This is a genomic window from Coleofasciculus sp. G2-EDA-02 (assembly GCF_040226375.1).
In the GTDB taxonomy this organism is placed as follows: Bacteria; Cyanobacteriota; Cyanobacteriia; order Cyanobacteriales; family Coleofasciculaceae; genus Coleofasciculus.
In genome coordinates this window covers 1-25,481 of sequence record NZ_JAVKEW010000161.1, presented here as the reverse complement: position 1 = coordinate 25,481, position 25,481 = coordinate 1, and the positions used below count along the sequence as shown (strand labels likewise).

Below are 25,481 nucleotides of genomic sequence, written 5' to 3'. Positions count from 1 at the left end.
GACTTGTATTTACATTACCACAATAGTAGAACGTTATCCGAATTATTTGACTGGCGAATTTATTCGCTACCTAGACGGTTCGCTCGGTTTCATCTCCCAGCTAAAGAGCGTGGGAGCCTTCACCCATCGCTTGAACGGTAAACCTCAAGATTTATATAATTGATTGCCGCGATCGCACGTATCCAATCTTCTACATTGGCACTTAGCTGACTCGATACAAAATAGTGTAGAGAAATGGGGTTAAGGCATTTGTCTGTGATGATACAAATCCTACCCTCAAACTGGCTCAACTCTGTAAGAAATGTATCCCCGTAGGGGCACGGCATTGCCGTGCCCTTACCAGGTGGGGGGTTCCCGATAATACATCAAACACCAAGAGGCGTTTATAATAGTGCCATTATTTATAATATGGAATAATGCAAGAAAGCCTTTATTAGTCATAGCCGTATCGATAAACCCTTTGTCGAGCCTCTGATAACGGATTTCCGCAGCCGCGAAGGGATTTAGTTGTCGTCACCATAAATGGAGCGGTTTAGATGAATGAACTAAATAAACAACCTCAGTTTGATGTCTTCATGGCTCACAACAGCAAGGACAAACCGCAAGTGCTGGAGATTGCTGAGCAGCTTAAGCAGCGTGGATTAAAGCCCTGGGTAGACATCGAGCAAATCCCTCCAGGAGAATCCTTTCAAAAGGTAATTCAACAAGCGATTCCTAATGTTAAATCCGCTGCCATTTTCTTTGGGCTTGTGGGAACAGGAAATTGGCAAGAAGAGGAAATATCCGTAATTATTAGTCAATCTCGAAACGCTAATATTCCTGTCATTCCCGTTTTGCTACCAGGAGTTAACAAAGTTCCCGATGATTTGCTGTTTCTCAGTCAACGAAACTGGGTAGATTTTGTTAGCAGTCTTGATGACATCAAAGCTCTAGATTTACTGGAATGGGGGATTACGAGAAAGAAGCCAGGAGCGGCAGGTGAGAATCAAACGACATCCCCATCCTCATCATCGACGGGGCAATCTGCAGAAAATGAGTTGCAAAAAAAACCACGATTCGTGGCGTTAGAGCTACTTGAGCGCCTCCGCCCCCCTCAGTTTAAGAAAGTTTTGTTTTATTACGAATCAGTTGACGAATACGACTTTCCAGATAATGCGTCACAATCGGAAAAAGCCCAGGAATTTGTTAGACTAGCCGTTGCACAAGAAGGAGAATCCCTTTCAAAACTGCTCAATACTATTTATAAAGTTGCTCCCTATCTAAAAAAGTAGCGTGAATGACTAATTTAGACGAAGAACTATTAGAAAAACTCGAAAGACTCAGTAGTGAGCAATTTCAGGCAGTGATTTTTCGTCTTAAAGATGATATTGAGGAGGCGGAGCTTCCTGGCTCTACGGCTTGTCAATCTGACAGGGCGATTGAACTCATCAAGCTTCTTGAGCAACAGGATAAACTTCAACACCTCAATCAAATCTTAGATGAACCCGCGATTTCCATCGTTGGTGAGCAATATAGTGGCTACGAGACAGAAGCTCAAGTCAAGAAAATCATTGATGATTATATCAAGCAACCCTTGGAAGGGCGGGATGAGGAGCAGCGTCAGCTTGATGACTTTGTACTGAATAATTCCAGGGGTGTGCTGTTGGTAAAGGCGGCGGCGGGTTTTGGCAAATCGGCTCTGTTGTCTCATTGGCAACAGAAAAAGCAGGACGATTATTTCATCGCAGTGCACTACTTTAGCTACCGTTACCCGAAGACGCGCTCAGTCTCGGAAGCCTATCGTCATCTGCTCAAGCAACTCTATCTCTATCACAACATCCCCAATGGGCAGTTTCCTAATGATCCAAATCGGATGCGGGATATCCTGGTGGGGATGCTGGAGAAACCTGTCTCGCCAGAGGGTAAGCGTCTGGTGATTGTGTTAGATGGGTTGGATGAGGCTTCAGAAACCTTTGAGCCGTTTTTTACCAGGCTCCCGGATGGTGTGTTTGTGATTGCTTCAGCACGCGCTGAGGAAGAAGAGGAGCCAAGCTACCTGCGTAATTGGATAGACGATGCTGATAAGAGATTGTGCCTGAAGCGGCTACCCCGTCAGGCAATTCCCAAGTGGCTAGGGGAAATCAGCGAGTTAGCGACTTACTCACAGGATGATGATTTTGTCAACAGGCTGGATGAGATAACCGATGGGTTCCCCCTATACCTGCATCATCTGATTGAGGAGTTGAGACAGGCGGCAACTCAAAATCAGGATGTACGGGAAGTGTTGGCACAAACACCCACGGGATTTGAGGAATATGTCGAGCAACAGCTAAAGGATTTAGATGAACTGGATTTACCTGAGCAACGCAGGCAGTTGTTTGCCCTACTAGCGGTAGCGAAAGGGGTACTAGAGAAAGAGGATATCAAAACATTAACCCAAATGCGCGATCGCGACTTGCGACAGCTAAGCGAGTTTTGGCAGGTGACGCGCTGGATGCAGATTACTGAGGGCAAGTTCTACGTTTTTGCCCACCCGTTGCTGGCTAAGACGTTTGGCAACCAGCTAGGAGACGAAGCCGAAGATGCCTTGCAGGAGTTAATCGACTACTGTGGCAAATGGCAGGAACACCAGAGTGCTTATGCTCTGCAGTATTATGCCGAACACTTGCAGGAAGCGAAGCGGCGGGAGGAGTTGTACGAACTTGCCCATAATCAAGACTATGTTACGGCTCAACGGCAACAGTTACCAGAGCAGCCGGATTTGCCCCTAAAGACGGTGCAGAGAGCGTTGCAGGGTAAAGCCGAAACCGATGATGCGGCTGGAATGGCAGAGTTTCTGCTGCTCCACGCAGGGCGACTGATACAGATAACTACTCAAGAGTCACCCTTGGAGGCGTTGCGAGCAGGCAATATCACCAAAGCCTGGGCGCTGGCGGAGCAGTTTGAAATTGAACGCTGTATCCTCTGGTATCTGCTGCTGGCATGGGTGTTAGCCAAAGATGCTACTCAGGATACAGAGAAAATGGAGCAAGCACGCCAAACATTGGAGCGATTGCAGCAGAAAAATTTGCCCCGTTTATCAACATCTTGGATAGAGGATTGTGCTGTTTACTTGTTGACGCCCCTATTGACAGCGACAAAAGGGACATTTACGGAGCTGTCAAGGCGAATTTTAGATGATGAGAGTCTCGCAAAACTGTGCCAGAACCTTGTCGAAGTGAGTGACTTCACAACTGCCCTGAACATAGTTAAGCAAATTCGGGATTCATACAAAAAGGCATTGGCGTTCATCGAGATTGCTAAAGCCCAGCCAACCGCAGAAAACTTCACCGCCGCCATCGCCACCGCTCAAGATATTTACTCTTCATACAACAAGGCAGAGGCGTTCATGGAGATTGCTAAAGCCCAGCCAACCGCAGAAAACGTCACCGCCGCCATCGCCACCGCTCAAGATATTGAGGATTCATACTACAAGGCAAGGGCGTTCATGGAGATTGCTAAAGCCCAGCCAACCGCAGAAAACTTCACCGCCGCCATCGCCACCGCTCAAGATATTGAGGATTCATCCAAACGGGCATGGGCGCTGGTTGAGATTGCCAAAGCACAGGTAAAAGCTCAATGCATTGAACAGGCATTCTTAACAGCCGAGAAAATTCTCATCTACCACAATCAACACCTTCCCGCTATCGCGGCTGCCTTTGTCGAGACAGGCGATAAGGAAAACTTCAAACATCTGTTAATTCCCTGTGCCTACTACCTAGATGCTGCCTATAAAATGTGCGGACATCTCGCCAAACTCTATCCCACTCAAGTAACAGATATCGCCAAGGTTATCAATAACTTTACCTTAAGTTCACCCTAAAAACTAATGATATGATATCCAGACCCATTACCCCTAATAAAAATGTACGGGCTTGGTAACCAAGCCCCTACTCACCCTCACCGTAATTATGGGTATTCAACCGGACATGATATGACTATAAAAAAGGAATCAACGAATGCTAAACCAAGACCCAGCTAAATTAAAAAAAGTATCGGTAAACCTTCCCTTCGGCATCGGCGGCGCGGAATGGGTAGCCGATGAAACCGAACGAAAAGCCGCTTGGTCGCTCTACGTTGAACTCGTCACCCGCATATGCTGAGGCGTTGGCGGAGATTGTGGGAGTGGAGGGATGAGGGTGAGGGGGAGCTGGGGGAGCAATGTAGAGACGTAGCATGCTACGTCTCTTAGCTGGGGGAGCTGGGTTTGTAGAGACGTGCCATGGCACGTCTGGAAGATGAGGGAGAAGGGTGTTTCAACAGTAGGGGTTTGGTTCCCAAACCCCTTTAGGGTGGAAATGCTACTGATTTTCATGGAAAGTTAGACATCTGCATCGGGGCGGGTTTAGTCACATCCCTTGTGCAACCGAAAAGATAGTAGTGAAACCCGCCCCTACAGACGCGCCATGCCCTCTTTCCGAAGCAGGCGGACTTTGTTTGTGTAGGTGCGATTTCAATCGCCATGGCAAAAGGGGGTTCCTTGGTATGAGTATGATAATAGGGGAGATTTATTGGTTAATCGATTAGACGCTTGAAGCAACGACTGGATACCTTATTAGTAGACCTTAACTTATGCGAATCCCGGCAACAGGCACAGCGGTTGATTCGGGCGGGAGAAGTGCGGGTAAATCAGCAGCTTGTCGATAAACCGGGAACTGAAATAGAGACAACCGCCGAGATTAAAATTGCTCAGAAATCCCCTTATGTTTCTAGAGGTGGGGAAAAGTTAGCCAAAGCCTTAGACGAGTTTGGAATTGCGGTAGAAGGACGTATTTGCTTAGATGGGGGTATTTCCACCGGCGGCTTTACCGACTGCTTACTGCAAAGGGGGGCAAAACGGGTTTATGGTGTTGATGTGGGGTATGGGCAAGTGGCTTGGAGATTGCGAAATGATCACCGGGTGATTTTGAAAGAACGCACGAATTTACGCTATCTAGAACCTGCTGATTTATATGGAGAATCTCTTGAAGTAGACAAAGAAGACAAGGAGGGGATTTATCCAGATTTAGGGGTTGTAGATGTGTCGTTCATTTCCCTGACGAAAATCCTCAAAGCCTTATGGAATCTGCTGCAAGCGCCGCGTGAGGTGGTGTTGCTAGTGAAGCCACAGTTTGAAGTGGGACGAGAACGGGTTGGCAAAAAGGGCGTTGTGCGCGATCCTAAGGATCAGGCTGGCGCGATCGCACAAGTTTTACCAACCGCTTATGGTTTAGGCTGGGTCTATCAAGGCTTAACTTGGTCTCCCATAACAGGTCCTGCAGGTAATATTGAATATCTACTCTGGCTCAGAATGGATAGTCCAAGTCAGAGTCCTGATTTAAGCGAAATTCAATACCTCACTCAATTGGCTACCGCTTACTTTCAAAAGAAACAGTGAACTCCCTACATCAAATCGAAGATTAAATTGAATTAAAATTCCCTGGGTTCGTAGTCGCAACAGTTATCACAAGGACCTGAGGGATTAACCGCGCAGCGGATATAAGCCGAACGAGCATTAAATCGACAGGTAATATCACCGATTAAATAACCAACGCCTTCGAGATAATACTGATCAGGCGGTAATGGATTTCTTGGCAGTACCCTAGCCGTTGATGCTTGAATAGAATTTCTTAACCTAATTTGCGCCTGTTCCTTAGCTCGATGCATCACCCAGATGGAAAGCACTGGGGGGGTCAAACCCAAGACAAACACTATAATTGTCTCTAACATGCTTTTTCCTCCAGGGTGACTCTACTGGCTCAATGGTTCTGTCATTTGAGTGTAATTTGAGTGTAATACAAAGCATCTGTAGGGATGTCAGGAACCTCAGCCTAAAGGCATGAGGCTTGAAAGAGAAATCTAACAAGCCATTCTGACCAGCTTAAGTCTTAACTGACTACGTTATCGGCAAGTGTTCAAGACCTACCAGTAGATGCGTAGCTAGTTTACTGCTCTAGAACCGAAAAGTTAAACAGTTTTAAGGTCACTGAAACAGTGCTTTTTGGATAGTTACCGACCGATAACATTGGCGAGGCTAACCTTACCCCAGAAATGGGAGACAATAGGAGGGGCACCCATACCCCTCCACCCCGAAAGGGGGTATGCGGTTAAAACCGCTACCGCGCGTTCCTCTCCGGTCTGAAGACACGGAGTTTCCCGCAACGGAAGAGTTTTTATGACTGCTTGAAGAGTAAATATCTAGAATTTAGTTGTGTTGGAGGTATTTTCAGTGGCAGTGTCTAGGGGCAGTAAGCATCAAACCGATCGCATCGAGTCTGAACAACGACAAACCTATCGTTCTCGTCGGCTTTCTCGTCAACGCCGCCCTCGACAAACTTTGCCCCTGGGAGAGGATATTAATCCTCCCTCATCTTCCCCATCACAAAGCCGTCAGCACCCCATTCAACTGCGTGCGGTTCAGCCTAATTCTCAAAACCCCAGTCGCCCCAAACCTTTACCTCTAAACCGTTTTGCCCAGTATCCCAGTGAATCCTCGATTTACCCAAATCTGAAGCTACCAAAACTCCGGGCGATTAACGGGATACCCATCAGAGAAACTTCTCTGGGGAATCGTCGGATGAGTCACCCGCCGGCTGCAACTCCCCTATCCCAACCTTTGAACCCACGTCAGGAAAATAGCCTCCGTCGGCAAAAGCGGCGCTCAACTGTCTCGACTCCATCAGAGGCTAAACCGAAGCGTCAGTCATCTCGTTATCAACCCGCCCAGACGGGGAAATCCCGGCGCACTCGGCATTCCCAAAAACGCTTTTCGGGTATATGGATTCAGATTATCCGCCTCCTGATTCTCGGCGTTGGCATTGGCGCGATCGCAGGAACTCTATTATCAGTATTAGATCCCACCAGCAAAATGTCGATGCAATCGAGTGAAGCGGCGGAGGGGAACCCTCAAGAAAGCCCGACGAATCAAAGCATTTCCCCAACCCTCCCCCTGCGCCAAGAAATCACTCCCCTGAAATCCCAAGTGCAAACCTTACTCGCCCAAAATCCTAAATTGCAACCTGGTGTTTTTGTGGTGGATTTAGATACGGGTGCCTATTTAGACTGGGAAAGTCACGCTATTTTTCCCGCCGCTAGCACGATTAAAGTCCCGATTCTGGTGGCATTTTTTCAGGATGTGGATGCGGGCAAAATTCGCTTAGATGAACCCCTAACCATGACACCAGAAATGATCGCTAAAGGTTCAGGGGACATGCAATATCAAAAACCTGGGACGCAGTATAGTGCCTTGGAAGTGGCAACCAAGATGATTACCATTAGTGATAATACTGCCACCAATATGATTATTCATCGCCTCGGCGGTATCCAAGCTGTTAATCAACGGTTCATATCTTGGGGATTAACCGCAACGGCAATCAATAACCCCTTACCGGATTTAGAAGGAACGAATACCACGAATGCCAGAGACATGGCAAACTTGCTGTATAAGGTGAATCAAGGGGAATTATTGACTTTGCGATCGCGCGATCGTTTGTTGGATATCATGCAGCGTACCGTAAATAATTCCCTAATTCCTCAAGGATTAGGTAAAGGGGCGATGGTTGCCCATAAAACGGGGGATATTGGTTCAGTATTAGGAGATGTGGGTATTGTGGATATGCCTACAGGGAAACGGTATCTCATCGTCACCTTGGTGAAACGTCCCCACAATGATGCGAGTGCCTCGGAGTTAATTCGTAACCTTTCCCGCACGGTTTATGACTATTTCAATAAACCAAGGGCGACACCGAGTCTCAACTCGATGCCGATTAGCACTCCTGCCATGATGGTGAGTGGATTGCTGATTGGTTTGCAGGGGACGATTTTGTAATTGTCTTATGTCTTACATCCTTTGTCATTCGTTAATTTGTAGGGGCGCAAGGCTTGCGCCCTTAATTCAGTTAGCGATCGCAAAGATAAGGCAGCATTTATAGAATATAGTCAATACTGTTCGGTTAAGGGGAGCAGAGGTAGCCAGGAGAGCCGGGGGGAAATGATCGAGAAACTGAACATGGAAAAGAAAAACTTTAAGGCTTTCACCAATCTAAATCCATTAAAAAAGAATGCCATTCAACTGTAATGAAAAACAGTCACAACAAGACAGAAGCTTTATAGAGCATTACCAGGTTTTGAAGCCTTTATATCTAATGCTTATATATCTGTCGGGTCGGGATGAATACAATCCTTATCTGGAAAATTACCAAGAAAAACCTTGCAGAGAAAATTTTATCGGTGTCAGGTTTGGTGTCATATTTTACAAGAGCAAGAGATTTGACTATGATATAATTGCTCAGTTAGAAAAAGAAGGACTCCTAGAACGTTCAAGAACTCGCAAGACCCTTATCCTGTTAAAAAAAGGGATGCAAGTTGCCAGAGATATGCTAAAAACAATTAATATTGATGGAGTGGAGAGGTTACTCGAACAGAGAAACTATCATGAAGACTACATTAATTACAAAAGTCAATCAGAAGAAGAGTAGAGACGTTGCATGCAACGTCTCTACAATGTTTTTAGGAAATTCCCAACCGTGTCATTTCTCACCCCTTCAAAACCTCAACTTTATCAGTTTTTTCCCAAGGTAATTCTATATCCATCCTGCCCACATGACCATAAGCTGCCAACTTTTGATAAAATCCTCCCTTAGTTAACGACGGCAAAAATCTTAAATTAAACTTACGAATAATTCCCGCCAGACGAAAATCAAAATTAGTCGTTTGTCAGGGAACATTCATAATTAAGATGGGGCGGGTTTATTTACATCTGGGTAAGAAAAGAAATGATAGTTGTGAAACCCGCCCCTACATTGTTATTCTTCAGCACAGGCGAAAAAACACCTACAGTTCCTCGTTCCCTGTTCCCCCTGAAGATTATCTAAAGTTATAGCCGACTCCCAATAACAGTCCCACAGCCGGGTTATCAAACAGCGAGGCGCTCACGGAAGCCGTTGCTGTCAATTGAGTCGCCAAAGGTACATCCACACCTCCCGTAGCCAGCAAATCCACTGAACTGTCATCTCCTGTAGAGATAGCGATTCCAGCGCCAATATAAGGAGAGACTCTAGCACCCACGTCTTCGGTTACATCCGCCGTCACCTCGGTGACACCAGGGGTAAAGTCAAGAGTTACAGGTAGCAGAATCGTGGGATCATCTTCAATGAGGACTGATGGACGCACCGATACATTGCTGGTTAAGCCAATTTTGCTGAAGATAGCGAAGCTTGTTTCACCCAGAGCCGTATCCCCATCTCCCAGTCCAATATTACCGCCAATTCCGATATAGCTTGAACCTGAACGAGTCGCTCTACCCGGCGATACCTCTGTTGTGTCAATGTCTAGGGGTTCGGTTGGAGCATCCGGTGGAGGTACGGTTTGCTGAGCCAAGTTGGGTGGGGATGCTGCGGGTTTTAAATTCTCGGCATGGGTTGAAACATTTTGCCACGGATATTCTGAATTCATTCCCGGCTCAGAAGAGGAATCCGCTGTTTGTGCTCGAACTGACGGTATACTTGCTCCTATCATCAACGTAATTGTACTAATCGCCATAGTAGTGAGCAAAGAACAAGTTGGTCTGAAAGCGGAATTATTCATCATACTTATACCTTCTGAGTAAAGAAATTCTCTCAAAACGTGCTATTACAACCTTTGGACATCCTGAACTACCAAATTGGGAAGAAAATGGCAGGAATGGATATATTTAGCTAAAAGCAGCTTAGCGATGATCACTGGGTTTGACTTCTACCCAAAGAAAAAGATAATATCTACCTTCAGGTAGATATTATCAAGACCTCAGTAGAGTAATTACAGCCGTCTGTAAAAAATTCAAAATTTAAAATTAAAAAGGTTTCTACCTTAAGTTAAATTGCCTGTTTCACTGCATTCAGTTCAAAATGCCAGTGAGGGACGCTTAATGGGAAATCAGTGAAAAGATTCGGGAAAAGGTGAGCTTAGATTTTGAAGGGGACTATTTCTTTGAAAGCGTCAGCGAACACCGGGCGGTATTTGTGTTGCGGGGTCAGGGATTGGGGGGAAATTTAGCAGATACTGATCCGCAAACCACAGGCGTTCCCGCTAAAGAGCCAACGCCTGCATCAGAGGACTCAAAGAAAACCGCCGAGTTGGTGCGATCTTTTATTGATCAGGTACAGCAGGTTTTAGCCGATGAAGACCGGGCTACTGGAATTTTACTGCGAGGGTTTGAGCAATATCAACCCTTGCCGGCAATCCGCGATCGCTTTAAACTTGATGGTGTTTGCGTGGCTGATTATCCCATGTATCGGGGAGTGAGTCGCTTAATCGGCATGGATGTTGTCCCGCGTCCCGGTGGAATGAAACAACGGTTTCAGGCGCTGCAAAAGGTTTATGGGGAAAAGTACAATTTCTATTTCCTCCATGTTAAGCATTCCGATAGTAAGGGAGAAGATAGTAACTTCGAGGGTAAGGTAAAGGTCATTGAAGAAGTCGATCAGCTTTTGCCTTTAGTTACTAGACTCAATCCTGATGTGTTAGTCGTGAGTGCCGATCATTCTACACCTGCGATAATGGGACAACACAGTTGGCATCCTGTCCCAGTCATGATTCATAGCAAATATGCCAAAGTGGATGACGTGGCGACATTTGATGAATATGCTTGTGGGCGGGGGATGTTAGGATTACGTCCTGGGGTGCAGTTGATGGGGTTAGCGTTGGCACATGGGGGACGGTTACGCAAGTATGGCGCTTAACTGTTGTAGAGACGTTGCATGCAACGTCTCTACCATAAGAAGATGCGTCCTAACCGCTATGGCGATTGCTATAACACCTAATACCTAACACTTACCCCCACCACAATACTTATTCAGCAACCCCTAAAACCTCAAACATCGCGCTGTCCCATCATCCTCAAACTCCTGTTGCCCAATCCCCACTAACTCCACAATGACGTGACGCCCTGGAGGTGTCCATTCTCCTTGGCGTTCCCCAATCGCCACCACCCATTGCTGTCCCTCTGGATAAACCCGATACGTCGTTGTTGCCCAAGCCCCCCCTTGATACTCAAAACTTTGACCATCATCTTCATACATCGTCCACTCACCTGTTCCCGCCCACACTCGCAGCGTTAACTCATCCAGGGGACGCTCCTGAGTCTGTTGCATCACACAACCCATGGGAATAATCGCCCCCGCAGGACTATAGAGGGGCATTCGTTCCAAGGGTGCATGGGCAAGAATGTGCGTAGGTCCGTGATAAGACTCACCCGTCCACCAGTCATACCAAGTGCCTTGGGGCAAGTATACTGCCCGATGATCCATACCGGCGCGGTAAATGGGTGCTGCCATTAAAAAGGGTCCCAAAAACACTTGGTCGTAGAGGCTATAGGTTTTTGGGTCGTTAGGAAACTCATAGACTAAGGGTCGCAGAATGGGGGTGCCGGTGCTAGCCGCTTGCCAAAATAGGGTATAAAGATACGGCAGCAAACGATAGCGCAGTTCAATATAATCACGGCAGATCGTTTCCACCTGCTCCCCAAACACCCACGGTTCATGTTGGGCTGTCCCCATCATACTGTGACCCCGCATCAGGGGATAAAGCATTCCTACCTGCATCCACCGGGCAAAGAGTTCAGCATTGGCATTACCCGCAAAGCCGCCAATGTCAGCCCCGACAAAGGCTACCCCCGATAACCCTAAGTTGCACAGCATCGGTAGGGACATTTCCAGATACTCCCATAACGAATGATTATCACCCGTCCATACCGCCGACCAACGCTGAATCCCGGCAAAACCCGATCGCGTCAGGATAAACGAACGGGAATTCGGACGCCATTGATTCATCCCTTCCCAACTCGCACGCGCCATCATCTGCCCGTAGAGGTTGTGGGCTTCAGCATGGGTGGTACGTTCGTTCGCAGGTCCTTGGGGCGCATCCAGAGGAAACCAAATTTTCTCCCCTTTATCCCCAAAGGGGCGATCATTGAGGGCGGGTTCGTTCATGTCGTTCCAAATCCCGGCTATCCCTAACTCGGTAAAGCCTTGGTGCAAGTTCGCCCACCAGTCGCGGACGTCGGGGCGCAGAAAGTCGGGGAAAACAGACCGATCTGCCCAAGCATAGCCGTAGAATATCTTGCCATCGGCTCGTTGGATAAAGTAGTTTTGCTCAAGTCCTTGGTCTAAAATGGGGTAGTTATAGTCTGGATCATATTTCACCCCCGGATCATTAATCACCACCGTCTTAAATCCATCCTCGGCTAGCTGACGGATGAGTTTGCCTGGATCAGGGAAGCGTCTGCCATTCCAGGTAAATACTCGATACCCCTGCATATAGTCAATGTCCAGATAAATCACATCACAGGGAATACGTCGGGTGCGAAATTCCTGGGCAAGTTTATAGATAACCGCTTCGGTGTCATAACTCCACCGACATTGTTGATAGCCCAGCGCCCACCGAGGGGGTAATGGCATTCGACCCGTTAGTTCGGTGTACGTGGAGAGGATTTGCTGGGGCTCAGGTCCATAGATGATATAGTAATCTAGCTCAGTATCTCGTGTTTCCATTTGCCAGACTCCGGGTTGTTCTGCTCCCAGATTAAATCGGCTCCAAAAGGTTGTATTTAAGAAAACGCCATAAGCCAGATGGGGACGTAGAGCGATCGCAAAGGGAATCGCGACATACATATCATCGGTGAGAACACCATAATCTAAGGCATCAAACGTCCAGTTTGTTTTGTGCTTGGCGAGTTGATCGAGTCCTCTAGTCGTCTCACCTAATCCGTAGAAATGTTCATCGGCTTCGATGCGTTTCCAGGTTGCTACTGCACCCGTTCGCCACCCCATATTCAGGGCGGTATCTTGGGCAAAGGGTTGACCCTCGCTATCAAAACATTCTAGGCGACAGGGATCACGGTGAATATGCAAGTCCAGCCCCTCGGTCTTGATTTCAATCCTTGTCGCCTTTTCCTGAACCTGGAACGGTACAACAGACCATTCTCTATCATCACGGGTTACTGCCCAGGAACGACGCGGTTTGAACTTTCCTTGAGGCGCTAAACGCACCCGGATCAGGTTGGGTGCTAATACTCTTATTCTCAGACGAGGACCGCCACAGTCAATCTCAACTCCCTGTTCGTCTTGGGTAACCCCTTGCACGGCTTTGAGCGTCAACCAAGGGGTTGATTCTGTGGGGATTAAGTGGTCAGTTTCTGGCATATTCGGTGGAGACGATTCTGGTTAATCGATAGTGAGCGATTAGCGATCAACTAGTAATCTAGATGTAGTGTGTTTTTCGAGTATCTATCCTGAGGGGAATCATTGCATAGCCTATCCTGTTTTTTCTCAAGGATGAACCCTAACATAAGCCCATGACCTGGACTCCGGAACAAATCCTCGCACTCGCCCCCGATGCTAAGTCTGCCCAAAATGGTCAAGGCTTGGCACACTTATCCAAATGGCAAGGATTGGGACAGAATCAGGATGCGGTGTGGGGAGAATGTCTTGGAAGTGGAAGTCAACCCTATCAAACCCAAATCGATTTAGGCGAAACGGCGTTTAAATGCAGTTGTCCGAGTCGTAAATTTCCCTGCAAACATGGACTTGGACTTTTATTACTTTTCGCCAATCAACCCGATACGTTTAACCAAAATCAATCCCCCGACTGGGTAAAGGATTGGATTACCACTCGCCGTCAAAAACAGGTTAAAAAGGTAGAAAAATCAGAAAACGTTGCTGATCCCGTGGCTCAAGCCAAACGCGCCGCCAAACGGGAGGAAAATGTGGCAGGGGGTGTGCAAGAATTAGACCGTTGGTTGCGCGATTTAGTCCGTCAGGGATTAGCCAAGTTACCGGAAAAAGACTATAGTTTTTGGGATACGGTCGCCGCCCGGATGATTGATGCTCAAGCCCCCGGATTGGCACGTCAGTTACAGGAGATGTCGGGTATTCCTTATACGGGGGTGGGTTGGCAAGAACGCCTTTTGCAACGGTTGGGACGCCTGTATCTATTACTCCAAGGATTCCAACGCCTAGAAAGTTTACCCCCAGACATTCAAGCCGATATCCGCACGGCGATTGGTTGGGGGCAAAAAGAAGAAACCGCTACCTCGATTATCCGCGATCGCTGGTTAATTTTAGGACTACGTATCGAAGACCAGGATAACCTTAAAGCACAACGGATATGGTTACAAGGACAACAGACGCAACGATTCGCCCTCATCCTTACCTTTGCCCATCATTCTCAACCCCTAGATACCAGTCTCATCCCCGGTACTCTCCTCGACGCCGACTTGGGATTCTTTGCCAGTGCTTATCCCTTGCGGGCAATTGTCAAAACCCATCACGCCCCAGCCATAACCTTTACAGAGATAGAGGGGGAACGCGCGATCGCAACTGCCCTAACTCAATACACAAATGCTTTAGCTTGTCAACCCTGGTTAGACCAATTTCCCCTAAGTTTACAAGGCGTTATTCCCCAAAAATATAACAAAGGATGGGCATTGCGCGACGGTGTTAATCAGGTATTACGCCTCACCCCTAGCTTTACAGAGGGTTGGCAGTTATTTGCCCTGAGTGGGGGACATCCCATTACCGTGTTTGGCGAATGGAATGGTGATGACTTTTTTCCCTTAAGTGCTTTTTCCCAAGATCAGTTTATCGCGTTTTGATGGATAAGAGTGGGTTCGTAGTCAGGGCTTTAGCCCTAGATTTTGTTAGATTTACTGGCATCAACCCGGCAAAGCTTGAAAAGTTCGACGGATAACAATAGTGAACCTACAATACCTAAAACTCAGGAGTATTTATGTCTAAGCCCAAAATTTTGCAAGAGGGAACCAGCTATAGTTTTCGTTCCTACTTTGAGCTACCCAATGATACCGATGAAATCCTGGCAGAGTTTGGCTATAAGTTTGAACGCCAACGCCTTCACTTACCCAAAACCACTCGTGAGATTGAGCATCTTTCGGAGTTACAGCAGCAGTTAGAAGACACGATTCCTTATGTCACTCTCAGCAGTGAAACAGCCAAGCGGGAAATTTTGATTGCGCCAGTGTTGGCGCGAGTGGCGGTAATGTGCCGCCGTTTGTTGCGAATTGAGTACCCATTGAAGGTTAATGAGCAACTTCAGGGGAATTTAGATTATTTTATTGAGTCGGAGATGGGATTAATTGTTATTGAAGCGAAGCGGGATGATTTGACGCGGGGGTTCACTCAACTGGCGGTGGAGTTGATTGCGTTGACGATGTTGGAGGAGTCACCGGATGTCTTGTATGGAGCGGTGACTATTGGAGAGTTGTGGGTTTTTGGTAAGTTAGAGCGAACTACGTTAACAATTATAAGAGATATTGGGTCTTATACATTGCCCGATGATTTGGCAGAGTTGGTGAAGATTTTAGTGGGGATTTTAGAGTAAAAAAAGAAAGAGCATAGATAAAGCTAAAATCGATTTAACATCCCATCTTCGGTAAAGCCTCAATGAGTCTCTGGGAAGACGTAATCACCACCGCCTTAGTTGGCACAGAGAGACGAACTCTCACTCTCACTCCAGCAACAAATCAACTGGGTCAACTTTTATCCCAACTTAATCCTACTGACCCAGAAGCCACATTACTCAGCGCGGCTGGGGCAATTTCTCTCTATCACCGCGCCGGACAACGGGCGATTACCGATAATCAACCCCTACCCCAACCTTGTCCACCTGAAGATAAACCTCCCTGTAGCCCCCGCGCCGCCCACTATCTGAAATTGATGCTACAAAAAGAGCGGGTAAAACTCTTACCTGAATGGTTAACCGCCGCCGCTACAGCCGGATATCGTGTGCCAGACTATTGTTTGCCAGAGTTACTCGAACTCGGACGCACCTCACCTCAGTTACGCCCTCAGATTCTCCCCATTTTAGGTCAGCGGGGACGTTGGTTAGCCGCCCATAATCCAGATTGGCATTATGTGGGAGATGAGGATATCGAACAAACTTGGACAAGGGGAAGTCTAGACGCCCGCAAACTCCTATTACACCATCTGCGGCGTGAACATCCCACCTCAGCACGGGAACGACTTGTGGCTGTGTGGCAACAAGAACCATCTTTTGCCAGAATCGCCTTGTTAGAAACCCTGCAAATTGGCTTAAATCGAGAGGATGAGCCATTTTTAGACACTGTACTAGATGACCGCCGCCAAGAGGTGCGACGCCAAGCGGCTAATTTATTGGCGCAGTTACCGGAATCGGCTTTATGTCAGCGGATGCAGCAACGCATCCAATCCGCTATTACATTTCGACGCAGGCGCAACCGTTTGCTTCTAGATTTTATCCTCCCTGATTATAATGAACAAGAGATAACCAGAGATGGTATTGATAGCAAACAGCCGCCTCAGTTATTAGGGAATAAAGCCTGGATGATTTTACAAATTGTCGCCGCGACTCCCCTTTATCTTTGGTCAGAACTTCAGGAAGAATCCCCGGCTGAATGGATACAAGCTGCAAAACGGAGTGAGTGGGATAGTTCTTTGGTTGAAGGATGGGCAGTGGCGGCGATGGGACAACAGAATCCGGAATGGGCAGAGGTTTTACTGCCGTTTTCTAGTACGTTTAAGGGCTATTTAATCCCGCCAAATCAATTAATTTCTGGGTTAATCGATGTCCTCTCTCCTGAACAACGAGATAGCTTTTTCTTGAATTTATTTCAATCTAGAAAAGTCCCATTTGACAGCAAACATCCGGCGTTCACTTTATTAACTCATTGCCACTCTCCTTGGAGTACCGAACTGACAGGTATCGTTTTAGAGGGTGTACGGCGCTATCTGGCTAAAACTGATAATCCTTACGATTGGTCGCTGTCTACGGCTTTAAAGGAGTTTGCCTATTTTATGAGTCCTGATATTGTCCCCGAACTCTCGACTCGTTTAACCAATATCGTACCAGAACGGTCAGCTTTAGCGTCTTATTGGACGGAAGTGATTGACGAAGTATTGGCAATTTTGAGTTTACGCTATGAAATGGGCAGAGAAATTTGATGTTCACCTACTTATTGGTCTATATCTGCCAATAAAGTTAATAAATCTTCCCAATTATTCAACTCAAACATAGCATCGCTTAACTCTTCTAAAGCTGACAAAGACAAACCTTCTACTAAGCTATTGAGTTCCGCTGTCTTGTCTGGAAATCGCTTGTTCAGCAGACGCAGGACTAAAGCCCGTGCTTCTGTAATGCGACCTTCTTGACGACCTTCTTGACGACCTGCTTGACGACCTGCTTGACGACCTTCTTCCAGCGCCTCCTCCCGTGCTTCTTCGGTAGCATATTTGATGCGTCCTATCTCATCTCGCAACTGCATGGCTCGACGACTGACTTCCTCAGCTTCTGCTGGTGTCAGGTTCGCTTGATTGGCTATGGTTAAAGCTTTTTCTATTGCCGTAACTTCTGCCAAACTTTCTGGAATTTCTTCTAAGTCTTGAGCCTGGGTCATAAAATAAATCCATTTCTCTGCCAATGTCTGTAACTCTGGTAATTTTTTCACAAATCTCGGTAATTCTAAAAAAATTAGCTGCAATTCATGTTCAGGATATTCCGATGAGCTTTCTTTGTCTTTGAACACAAAATGATGAATACATTTATGGCTTTCTTTGAATAGAATAAAGTCGGTGATTGTTACCGCAATCACAGGGGTAATTTCCAGGTAATAGTCTCCTGATGCCAACTGATTAGCATAAGCTTTGCAGAGATTGTAGGTCACTCGCTTATGAAAAGCGGCTACCCTGGCGACCTGCATTTCAATGAGAACAATTTCTCCACTGTTTAGAATAGCCCTGATATCCAAGTAACTATCTTTTAAGGTTTCGACTTGACCGGGATTGTAAGGGTTGACAATGGTTAAACTAGAAATGACACTTTCTCCATTGTAGACAATTGCATTTAAGAAGCTGATGAGAATGTCTTCACTTTGGTCTGAACCAAATATTTTTTTGAAGGCATAATCGATTTTGGGGCTAATAAATTTCATCTTAGTCATAATTTATTCATCGCTTAAACTAAATCGCTTTCCACCCCTGACAAGATTACAAGAATGGACTAAATCTAACGAGTTGAGATAAATGGTGAGAAAGTTAGTTTAGTATAGCAGGTACGGAAGAGCCTTTTTCAGGACAAACAACTGTGAATCGTTCAAAGCTAAACAATCAAAACTTTTTATTGCGTGAACATGCCGAACAAGAGTTTGCCGAAGAATTGGCGGAACTGGCAAAAGCGGATCAACGCCAGCGCCCCCCAAACTGGAATTTATCCCCTTGGGCTGTCACCTTATACCTATTGGGAGGTACACTAGAGAACGGGTTTGTGGTATCGCCTAAGTATATCGGCGATCGCAGACTCATAGAAATAGCTGTCGCTACCCTAACCACCGACCGAGCCTTACTGCTGATGGGGGTTCCGGGAACCGCTAAGTCTTGGGTATCAGAACATTTAGCCGCTGCTATTTCCGGTGACTCAACCTTACTAATTCAAGGCACAGCCGGCACCAGTGAAGAATCCATTCGCTATGGTTGGAACTATGCCCGCTTACTCGCCCAAGGTCCCTCAATGGATGCTTTAGTGCGTAGTCCGCTGATGGTGGCGATGGCAGAGGGTAAAATTGCCCGGGTGGAAGAGTTAACTCGGATTCCGGCTGATGTCCAAGATACGCTGATTACGATTCTCTCAGAAAAGATGCTACCGATTCCGGAACTGGGGGATGAGGTGCAAGGGATTAAAGGCTTTAATATTATCGCCACAGCGAATAATCGCGATAAGGGTGTCAATGACCTTTCTAGCGCCCTCAAACGCCGCTTTAATACCGTTGTCCTTCCTCTGCCCAAAACCATCGACGAGGAGGTAAGTATCGTCCAACAGCGGGTAGAAAGCTTAGGACGTGCCTTAGAACTCCCGGTGCAAGCCCCCGCTTTAATGGAAGTCCGGCGGGTGGTGACGATTTTCCGAGAATTGCGTAGTGGTATCAGCGAAGATGGTAAAACTAAACTAAAATCTCCCAGTAGTACCCTGAGCACAGCGGAGGCAATTTCAGTGGTGAATAGTGGTTTAGCCCTAGCTGCTCATTTTGGCGATGGACATCTCAGCGCTGAGGATATTGCCTCTGGACTGGTGGGTGCTGTGGTTAAAGATCCGATCCAAGATAAGCTAGTGTGGAAAGAGTATCTCGAAACTGTGGTCAAAGAACGCAAAGGCTGGACTGACCTGTATCGCGCTTGCCGAGATTTCGGAGCTTAGGGTTAGGTTTTTCCAGTCAGCGATTCCTGTCGCTACTATGATCTGTAGTGCTTGAGCATAAGTGAGATGTTGCCCATAGAACCTTCTCCAGACTCTCCACCCTCATCGGCTCAGTCATCTACCGACGCGGTGAGTTCAGATACGTCCGATTTACCTGAGGGACATGTTCTCATTGTTCAAGATGATCGAGGACGACATCGGTTTGTTTTAGATGGTGAACTCTATTCTATTGGCAGAGACCATGATTGTGATATTCGTCTGTTCTCACAGTTTGTCTCGCGCCACCACGCCACGTTAATGCGAGTACAGGGTGAGGATGGTCATGATGCCTATCGCATTGTTGATGGCAATCTTAAAGGAAAGTTAAGTTCTAATGGTTTGTTGATTAACGGTCAAAAGCGGCAAAGCTATGATCTGCAAAATGAAGAGGAGATTGTCTTTGGACCCCAGGTGAAGGCGGTTTACTACAGAGTGCGTCGGGAGCCGGTTGATGGTTAACTCTCTTATGTCTTATGTCTTGCGTATGTCAGATATAGCAGTAGACACATCGATTAGGACAAACCAACTGTTGTAGAGACGTTGCATGCAACGTCTCTACAAAATGACGCCATGGCGCGTCTCTACAAAATGATGCGTCCTAACCGCTATGGCGGTTGCTATATATCGTAGGCTGGGCATTGCCCACCCGCCTGTCGAGATAATTAATGGATTTCCCCGTAACGATATGCAGCGACTCGCCCCTACAGCCCCTACAGCCCCTACATCGTCGATAGGAAAATAGTAACGGTTACTTTACGACTTAAGATACAGTCTCATCTAAATCTTAAGGGTCATGCCAAGAAACGGTAATTATTCTTACATTTAGGTATAGTCAATTTTACGGGATAGCTATCCCCATACTTTCTAAACTTATTGGTATCGAAACAAATCAAGCAGACAGCTAGGATTAGGACAGATTTTGGGGGTTAAAGTGAGGTTGTAGGCGTTCTCTCAAGCCGCTAACCTGTAGTGACTCCCGCTACTGAGGCATAAATGCAGGGGCGGTTGGCGCGGGTTAGTCATTTGAAACCCTATTGCACGAACCGTAGTGATTCAACTTTTTCGTGAAGGTTGAATTCGTTTCACCATTAACGGCTGTTAAAGTAGCCGATATTTTCTACCTACTCCAACGGGGTAAAAATTAATATAACTCACACGGATACAACTATGAGCGCTACCTATAACTTCAACCTAGTTCTCCTTTCTATGGTAATTGCCATTATTGCGTCATACACCGCACTGGATCTGGTGGGGCGTGTCACGATGGCGACAGGGCGAACTCGCCAGTTTTGGTTGGCTGGGGGTGCAGTGGCGATGGGGATTGGTATCTGGTCGATGCACTTTATCGGTATGCTGGCGTATAACTTGCCTATTCCTATATCTTATGACCTCTCCAGTGTCTGGGTGTCGATGGTGGTGGGAATTCTGGGTTCTGGAGTGGCGTTGTGGCTGGCTTCTCGTCCTCAGATGGGGTGGTTGCAACTGTTGTTGGGCAGTATGGTTATGGGATTGGCTATTGCCGCGATGCACTATACAGGTATGATGGCAATGGAATTAGAGGCGGTTGCTAGTTATAATCTGACACTGGTGGCGGTTTCGATTGTTGTTGCGATCGCGGCTTCTTTGATTGCTCTATGGCTAGCCTTCCAACTGCGGTATATCCGGGCTGATTCGGGAATGTTGCTGAAGCTGGCGAGTGCTATCGTGATGGGTTTGGCGATCGCGGGGATGCACTATATTGGGATGGCGGCGGTTCGCTTCCAAGGGACGGATTTAGGGGTTGTGCCTTCATCCCCCGCCATTAACGATTTGTGGCTGGCTCGGTTTATCGCCCTGGCGACTTTGTTTATCTTAGCCATACCCCTAATTACCTCCTTATTTGATCAACGCCTGAATGTGGAGAGGGCAAAAGCAGAAATCTTGCGCCACAGTGAGGAACGGTTTCGGGCGTTGGTGCAAAATTCCTCGGATTTCATCGCCGTGGTGACAGCCGAGGGGATGATTCTCTATACTAGCCCATCTTTGCATCGGGTGTTGGGCTATAATCCTGAGGATTGGCTGGGTAAAACCCTCTGGGGATTTGTCTTCAATGAAGATATTCCCATCGCCGATGGTCTGTTAAGCCAGGCTCTTGATTCCCCCCACACAAATGTAACCGTTGAATTGCGTTTGCCAAACATGGCTGGGGAGGTGCGAGAGTTTGAAGTCATCGCCAATAACCTGCTGTTTCTGCCTAGTGTGGCGGGGATTGTCCTTACCTATCACGACATTACCACAGGGAAGCAGACGCTTCAGGCATTGCGTGAGTCGGAACAACAAGCTCATTCCTTTGCCCAACGGGAAGCATTACTTAATTATCTGGCGCGAGAGATTCGCAATTCCTTGGATGTGGATACGATTCTCGATACGGCTGTTTTCTCTGTCCGCAGTTTGTTAAACCTGGATAGGTGTCAATTCCTCTGGCGGGTTCAAGAGGATGGAAAACCCAGTATTGCCATTACTCACGAGGCGCGGAAATCGGGTTTATCTTGTCAGCTAGGGTATCACTCTAATCCGGAGGTTATCTCTCTGATCCAATCGATTCAGGATTTAGAGATGATTCAGATTAATGATGTCACCCAAGACCCTGACCTAAATGCCACTCAACGCCAACTCCTGACTCGTGCTGAGGTTACAGCCCAGCTTATCTTACCCCTAAAAACCAATTCTGGTCAAATCGGTGCCTTAGTCTGTACCGATTGCCGTACACCCCGTGCTTGGAGTTCTAGTGAAGTCGAACTCTTGAGCGCTGTTGTCGATCAACTCGCGATCGCGATTGACCATGCTCAATTGTATACCTCTGCCCATACCACGGCGGCGAGGGCGACGGCGCAGGCGGAGAAGTTGCAGCAAACGTTGCAGAAGTTACAACAAACTCAGGCGCAACTGATCCAAAGTGAAAAGATGTCCGGCTTGGGTCAAATGATTGCCGGGATTACTCATGAACTGAATAATCCGGTTTCGTTTATCTATGGAAATATTAAACCCGCTCATCAATATGCTCAAGACTTACTGCGCCTATTAAAACTCTATCAGCAGCACTATCCTGAACCCCCGGCTACCATTCAGGAACAAGCTGAGGCAATGAATCTGGACTTTGTGGTGGAAGATTTTCCTAAACTCTTAGGCTCTCTGAAAATGGGGGCGGTGCGGATTCGGGATTTGGTGAAATCTTTGCGGAATTTCTGCCGCTTGGATGAGGCGGATGTGAAGCCGATTGATATTCATGAAGGAATTGAGAATACTTTACTGATCTTGAGTAATCGGCTTAAAAGAAAGGAACATCATCCTCCCATTGAAATTATCAAACATTATGGTCAACTCCCCCAAGTTGAGTGTTATGGGGGGCAATTAAATCAGGTGTTTATGAATCTCCTCGATAATGCCATTGATGCGCTGGATAATCAACCCCCGCCGTTACAAATCACGATTACTACAGAGGTTCTAGAGGAGACGGATCAGGTACGGATTCGGATTCAAGATACGGGTGAGGGGATCACGGAGGAGGTAAAAGCTCATTTATTTGACCCGTTTTTCACTACTAAACCCGTCGGTCAGGGGACGGGTTTGGGTTTGTCGATTAGTTATCAAATTGTCGTGGAAAAACATCAGGGTACATTAACTTGTTTCTCTCAACCTGGAGAAGGGACGGAGTTTTGGGTCGATATTCCCATTTCTCAAACTCCCATCCGAAAACCCGTCTATTCAGTATCCCCGAAACGGGTACGTGAAACCTGTGAAGTTTAATCGGGATTGGGGATTTGTCATTGATCACGACATGATTCGGGCATAATTAAGAGGTTGCATCTATGAAAATATTACTTTTAGCGACTGCATATAACAGTCTAACCCAGCGCACTCATTTGGAGTTGGCGTATCGAGGTGATCAGGTTTCCATTGAATTAGGCTTAAATGATCAGGTGATGATTGAAGCCGTGGAACTTTATCAGCCGGATTTAATTATTGCCCCGATGCTCAAGCAGGTGATTCCGGAAACAATTTGGCGGCGTCAGGTGTGTGTTATTATCCATCCGGGTATCAAGGGCGATCGCGGACCTTCGGCTTTGGATTGGGCGATGATGAATAATGTTGAGTATTGGGGTGTCACGGCGTTACAGGCAAATGAAGAGATGGATGCGGGGGATATCTGGGCTACGGTTACTTTTCCCATGCAGTCGGTGAGTAAAAGTTGTTTGTATCGCAGCCAACTGACTCAAGCGGCAATTCAGGCGATTCTACAAACGGTGGAACGGTTTGAATCGGGAACTTTTACTCCAGAACCCCTTGATTATAATAAACCGGATGTGCAGGGGTGTTTACGTCCTTATATGAAACAGCGATTCCGAGCCATTGATTGGAGTTATGACTCTACATCTACTATTGTTCAGAAAATCCGCTCTGCCGATAGTCAACCGGGGTTATTGGATCGGATTTATGGTAAACGGTATTATCTCTATGGCGCTCATCCTGAAGATACCTTAACAGGAACGCCGGGAGAGATTATTGCCCAACGCCACGGGGCGATTTGTCGAGCCACTGTTGATGGGGCGGTTTGGATTTCCCATCTGAAACCGAAAACCCCGAATCGCTTATCCTTAAAATTACCAGCGGCGTTGGTATTGGCGGATGAGTTAAAAACCGTACCGGAATCCGAGGTACCGTTGGAGGTTTCCCCTAATCGCCAAACTTATCAAGAAATCTGGTATGAGGAAAAAAATCAGGTGGGTTACCTGCATTTTGACTTCTACAATGGGGCGATGAGTACAGATCAATGTCGGCGATTAGGCGATGCCTTTATTTATGCCCGTAGCCGGAAGACTAAGGTGATTGTCTTGATGGGGGGACATGATTTCTGGTCGAATGGGATTCATCTGAATGTGATTGAAGCGGCTGAGAATCCGGCGGATGAGTCGTGGCGAAATATTAACGCTATGGATGATTTAATTCATACCATTCTGACAACAGATAGTCATCTAGTTATTGCAGGTTTACAGGGAAATGCGGCGGCTGGGGGTGTGATGTTGGCGTTGGCGGCAGATCAGGTTTATGCCCGTCGGGGGATTGTTTTTAATCCCCATTATAAGCGGATGGGATTATATGGATCAGAGTATTGGACTTATTCTCTCCCCAAGCGGGTGGGTGCTGAAAAAGCACGGGAGTTGACGGATATTTGTCTGCCGATGGGGACTCAAATCGCCGCAGAAATTGGACTGATTGATCAGGCGTTTGCGGAGCAACCTAATAGTTTTCGCCAGCAGATTCAGTGGGTGGCTGAAGAAATTGCTCACCATCCCGCTTATGGGAAACAGTTAGCATTTAAGCGCGAACAACGGCAACGGGATGAACGGTTTAAACCCTTAGAGGCTTATCGAAATGAAGAGTTAGCTCAAATGAGACGGAATTTCTATGAGCCTGATCAAGATTATCATCAACAACGGTATAATTTTGTCTATAAAATTACGGCGTCCCAGACACCGCGTCATTTAGCGATTCATCGTCAGGTGCCCCATTCGGAAAAGGTATGTTCATTGATTTCTTTTCCCTGAAATAGGGCGGGCTGCACAACCCTAAAACCCTGTAGAGACGCGCCATGGCGCGTCTCTACATGGTATCGGGACACGGCATTTCCCCTTCAGAACAGGAACATTCCCCTTCGGGACAGGAACATTCCCCTTCAGAACAGGAACATTCCCCTTCAGAACAGGAACATTCCCCTTCGGAACAGGAACATTCCCCTTCGGAACAGGAACATTCCCCTTGGGAACAGGAACATTCCCCTTCGGAACAGAAACATTCCCCTTCAGAACAGGAAACGCCGAGTAAAAGACTTGAATGACCGAGATTTGAGGGTCAACGGTTAGGATTGTCCTGGCGTAGTGGAGTCTTCATGCTGCGGCTTTCGCGATTTACGGGCAAACCGTTGTCCCATTTCCTCGATGAGGGTATCCAACCCGCCAACATTGCCACTGGCTTTAGCATAGTTATAGACCTGCAACGCGGCGGTATAAGCTTCGCTACCCACCGCCAAATAGGTATCATCGAGTAATTCGTTTGACACTCTCCCGGTTAAAACGCGGGAGATTCTTGAGCTAATCATCGCCCTTTCGAGTCACCTCTAATTAGGTCTTACACAATTATGTCCTACCCGAAGTCAACTAGAATATCACTTAATATCTAGAACCCCTTTTTTT

Annotated in this window: 20 protein-coding genes and 2 pseudogenes; 14 read left to right on the top strand and 8 right to left on the bottom strand. The window is 47.0% G+C overall.

Features of this window, described 5'->3' with window-relative positions:
* Window positions 1-119: 119 nt before the first annotated feature.
* On the bottom strand, window positions 120-326 hold the full coding sequence (locus RLO19_RS19585; protein WP_446359120.1) for an NACHT C-terminal alpha/beta 1 domain-containing protein: 207 nt from the start codon (window positions 324-326) through the stop codon (window positions 120-122).
* Between the two features lie 210 nt (window positions 327-536).
* Between RLO19_RS19585 and RLO19_RS19580 the strand changes: the two genes are divergently transcribed.
* Both RLO19_RS19580 and RLO19_RS19575 read left to right on the top strand, forming a co-directional pair.
* Window positions 537-1,271: a toll/interleukin-1 receptor domain-containing protein gene (locus RLO19_RS19580; protein WP_446359119.1), complete on the top strand. Its 735-nt coding sequence runs from the start codon at window positions 537-539 to the stop codon at window positions 1,269-1,271.
* 5 nt (window positions 1,272-1,276) lie between these two features.
* Window positions 1,277-3,841 (top strand): AAA family ATPase, encoded by a 2,565-nt coding sequence (locus RLO19_RS19575; RefSeq protein WP_446359118.1) that lies wholly within the window; start codon window positions 1,277-1,279, stop codon window positions 3,839-3,841.
* Between the two features lie 160 nt (window positions 3,842-4,001).
* On the opposite strand, the gene RLO19_RS19570 is transcribed toward RLO19_RS19575, so the two are convergent.
* Window positions 4,002-4,196, bottom strand: coding sequence for a hypothetical protein (locus RLO19_RS19570; RefSeq protein ID WP_446359123.1), 195 nt, complete (start codon window positions 4,194-4,196; stop codon window positions 4,002-4,004).
* Window positions 4,197-4,549: 353 nt separating this feature from the next.
* On the opposite strand from RLO19_RS19570, the gene RLO19_RS19565 reads away from it, so the two are divergent.
* On the top strand, window positions 4,550-5,395 hold the full coding sequence (locus RLO19_RS19565; RefSeq protein ID WP_446359117.1) for a TlyA family RNA methyltransferase: 846 nt from the start codon (window positions 4,550-4,552) through the stop codon (window positions 5,393-5,395).
* Window positions 5,396-5,427: 32 nt separating this feature from the next.
* On the opposite strand, the gene RLO19_RS19560 is transcribed toward RLO19_RS19565, so the two are convergent.
* Complete coding sequence (locus RLO19_RS19560) at window positions 5,428-5,727, bottom strand: DUF6464 family protein (protein ID WP_446336726.1); 300 nt, start codon at window positions 5,725-5,727, stop codon at window positions 5,428-5,430.
* A gap of 499 nt (window positions 5,728-6,226) precedes the next feature.
* On the opposite strand from RLO19_RS19560, the gene RLO19_RS19555 reads away from it, so the two are divergent.
* Window positions 6,227-7,825, top strand: coding sequence for a serine hydrolase (locus RLO19_RS19555; RefSeq protein WP_446359116.1), 1,599 nt, complete (start codon window positions 6,227-6,229; stop codon window positions 7,823-7,825).
* Window positions 7,826-8,141: 316 nt separating this feature from the next.
* Window positions 8,142-8,474: a hypothetical protein gene (locus RLO19_RS19550; RefSeq protein WP_446359115.1), complete on the top strand. Its 333-nt coding sequence runs from the start codon at window positions 8,142-8,144 to the stop codon at window positions 8,472-8,474.
* 58 nt (window positions 8,475-8,532) lie between these two features.
* On the opposite strand, the pseudogene RLO19_RS19545 reads toward RLO19_RS19550, so the two are convergent.
* Together RLO19_RS19545 and RLO19_RS19540 are read right to left on the bottom strand one after the other, a co-directional pair.
* Window positions 8,533-8,703 (bottom strand): annotated as a pseudogene (locus tag RLO19_RS19545) (methionine adenosyltransferase domain-containing protein); the annotation flags it as partial.
* Window positions 8,704-8,862: 159 nt separating this feature from the next.
* Window positions 8,863-9,537 (bottom strand): hypothetical protein, encoded by a 675-nt coding sequence (locus tag RLO19_RS19540; protein WP_446359114.1) that lies wholly within the window; start codon window positions 9,535-9,537, stop codon window positions 8,863-8,865.
* Between the two features lie 371 nt (window positions 9,538-9,908).
* Here RLO19_RS19540 and RLO19_RS19535 point away from each other — a divergent pair, with 371 nt between their 5' ends.
* Window positions 9,909-10,715 (top strand): hypothetical protein, encoded by an 807-nt coding sequence (locus RLO19_RS19535; protein ID WP_446359122.1) that lies wholly within the window; start codon window positions 9,909-9,911, stop codon window positions 10,713-10,715.
* A gap of 123 nt (window positions 10,716-10,838) precedes the next feature.
* Here RLO19_RS19535 and RLO19_RS19530 read toward each other — a convergent pair whose 3' ends face one another.
* On the bottom strand, window positions 10,839-13,175 hold the full coding sequence (locus RLO19_RS19530) for a glycoside hydrolase family 31 protein (protein ID WP_446359113.1): 2,337 nt from the start codon (window positions 13,173-13,175) through the stop codon (window positions 10,839-10,841).
* Window positions 13,176-13,327: 152 nt separating this feature from the next.
* Here RLO19_RS19530 and RLO19_RS19525 point away from each other — a divergent pair, with 152 nt between their 5' ends.
* The 3 genes from RLO19_RS19525 to RLO19_RS19515 all read left to right on the top strand — a co-directional run bounded on the left by RLO19_RS19525 (window position 13,328) and on the right by RLO19_RS19515 (window position 16,967).
* Window positions 13,328-14,626, top strand: a complete 1,299-nt coding sequence (locus RLO19_RS19525; RefSeq protein ID WP_446359111.1) for an SWIM zinc finger family protein — start codon at window positions 13,328-13,330, stop codon at window positions 14,624-14,626.
* Window positions 14,627-14,760: 134 nt separating this feature from the next.
* Window positions 14,761-15,369, top strand: coding sequence for a hypothetical protein (locus RLO19_RS19520; protein ID WP_446359109.1), 609 nt, complete (start codon window positions 14,761-14,763; stop codon window positions 15,367-15,369).
* A 62-nt stretch (window positions 15,370-15,431) separates the two neighbouring features.
* Complete coding sequence (locus RLO19_RS19515) at window positions 15,432-16,967, top strand: DUF5691 domain-containing protein (RefSeq protein ID WP_446359107.1); 1,536 nt, start codon at window positions 15,432-15,434, stop codon at window positions 16,965-16,967.
* Window positions 16,968-16,978: 11 nt separating this feature from the next.
* Here the strand turns inward: RLO19_RS19515 and RLO19_RS19510 are convergent, their stop codons facing one another.
* Window positions 16,979-17,953 (bottom strand): Rpn family recombination-promoting nuclease/putative transposase, encoded by a 975-nt coding sequence (locus RLO19_RS19510; RefSeq protein ID WP_446359121.1) that lies wholly within the window; start codon window positions 17,951-17,953, stop codon window positions 16,979-16,981.
* Window positions 17,954-18,105: 152 nt separating this feature from the next.
* Here RLO19_RS19510 and RLO19_RS19505 point away from each other — a divergent pair, with 152 nt between their 5' ends.
* From RLO19_RS19505 to RLO19_RS19485, 5 genes are all read left to right on the top strand, one after another.
* A complete protein-coding gene (locus RLO19_RS19505; protein ID WP_446359105.1) occupies window positions 18,106-19,212 on the top strand; it encodes an ATP-binding protein in 1,107 nt (368 codons plus the stop codon).
* 66 nt (window positions 19,213-19,278) lie between these two features.
* Window positions 19,279-19,710 carry an FHA domain-containing protein gene (locus RLO19_RS19500; protein ID WP_446359103.1) on the top strand — a complete coding sequence of 144 codons (432 nt, stop codon included), beginning with the start codon at window positions 19,279-19,281 and terminating at the stop codon, window positions 19,708-19,710.
* A 708-nt stretch (window positions 19,711-20,418) separates the two neighbouring features.
* Window positions 20,419-23,037, top strand: a complete 2,619-nt coding sequence (locus RLO19_RS19495) for an MHYT domain-containing protein (protein WP_446359101.1) — start codon at window positions 20,419-20,421, stop codon at window positions 23,035-23,037.
* A 62-nt stretch (window positions 23,038-23,099) separates the two neighbouring features.
* A complete protein-coding gene (locus RLO19_RS19490) occupies window positions 23,100-24,836 on the top strand; it encodes a hydrogenase maturation protein (protein WP_446359099.1) in 1,737 nt (578 codons plus the stop codon).
* Between the two features lie 44 nt (window positions 24,837-24,880).
* Window positions 24,881-25,126 (top strand): hypothetical protein, encoded by a 246-nt coding sequence (locus RLO19_RS19485; protein WP_446359098.1) that lies wholly within the window; start codon window positions 24,881-24,883, stop codon window positions 25,124-25,126.
* A gap of 21 nt (window positions 25,127-25,147) precedes the next feature.
* Here the strand turns inward: RLO19_RS19485 and RLO19_RS19480 are convergent.
* A pseudogene (locus tag RLO19_RS19480) lies at window positions 25,148-25,339 on the bottom strand (hypothetical protein); the annotation flags it as partial.
* Window positions 25,340-25,481 lie beyond the last annotated feature (142 nt).